The organism is Pseudomonas sp. 65/3-MNA-CIBAN-0223, from assembly GCF_040310425.1.
Lineage (GTDB): Bacteria > Pseudomonadota > Gammaproteobacteria > Pseudomonadales > Pseudomonadaceae > Aquipseudomonas > Aquipseudomonas gregormendelii.
The window spans coordinates 1-250 of the sequence record NZ_JBEOPV010000262.1 but is presented as its reverse complement, the minus strand read 5'-3'; the positions used below and the strand labels follow the sequence as shown (position 1 = coordinate 250).

Annotated in this window: 1 protein-coding gene; it reads right to left on the bottom strand. The window is 58.0% G+C overall.

All coding sequences use genetic code 11. From position 1 onward, the window contains the following. Positions 1-199 (bottom strand): hypothetical protein (locus AAEZ09_RS28810; protein ID WP_350601742.1); only part of this gene is annotated, 199 nt, incomplete at its 3' end. Positions 200-250 lie beyond the last annotated feature (51 nt).

Below are 250 nucleotides of genomic sequence, written 5' to 3'. Positions count from 1 at the left end.
GGTTCGGCTGATGATAGAGAATGTAGTCCGCTCGGCGTGACTCGCCGCGGCTGTGCAGCTTCCCGCGCACGATGATGCGCCCTTTGGTGAAGCTGACTTCCTCACGGACCTGCTTCTGAAGATCCCAGCCCGCCATGGCGATCGCAGGCGAGATGAATTTGCTGCAGATATCCCGCTCGGATAATGACTTCTTGTCCATGCGCCGGTCCCAAAATCAATAGCAATTCGGACGCCCCGACAAGGGCGATAC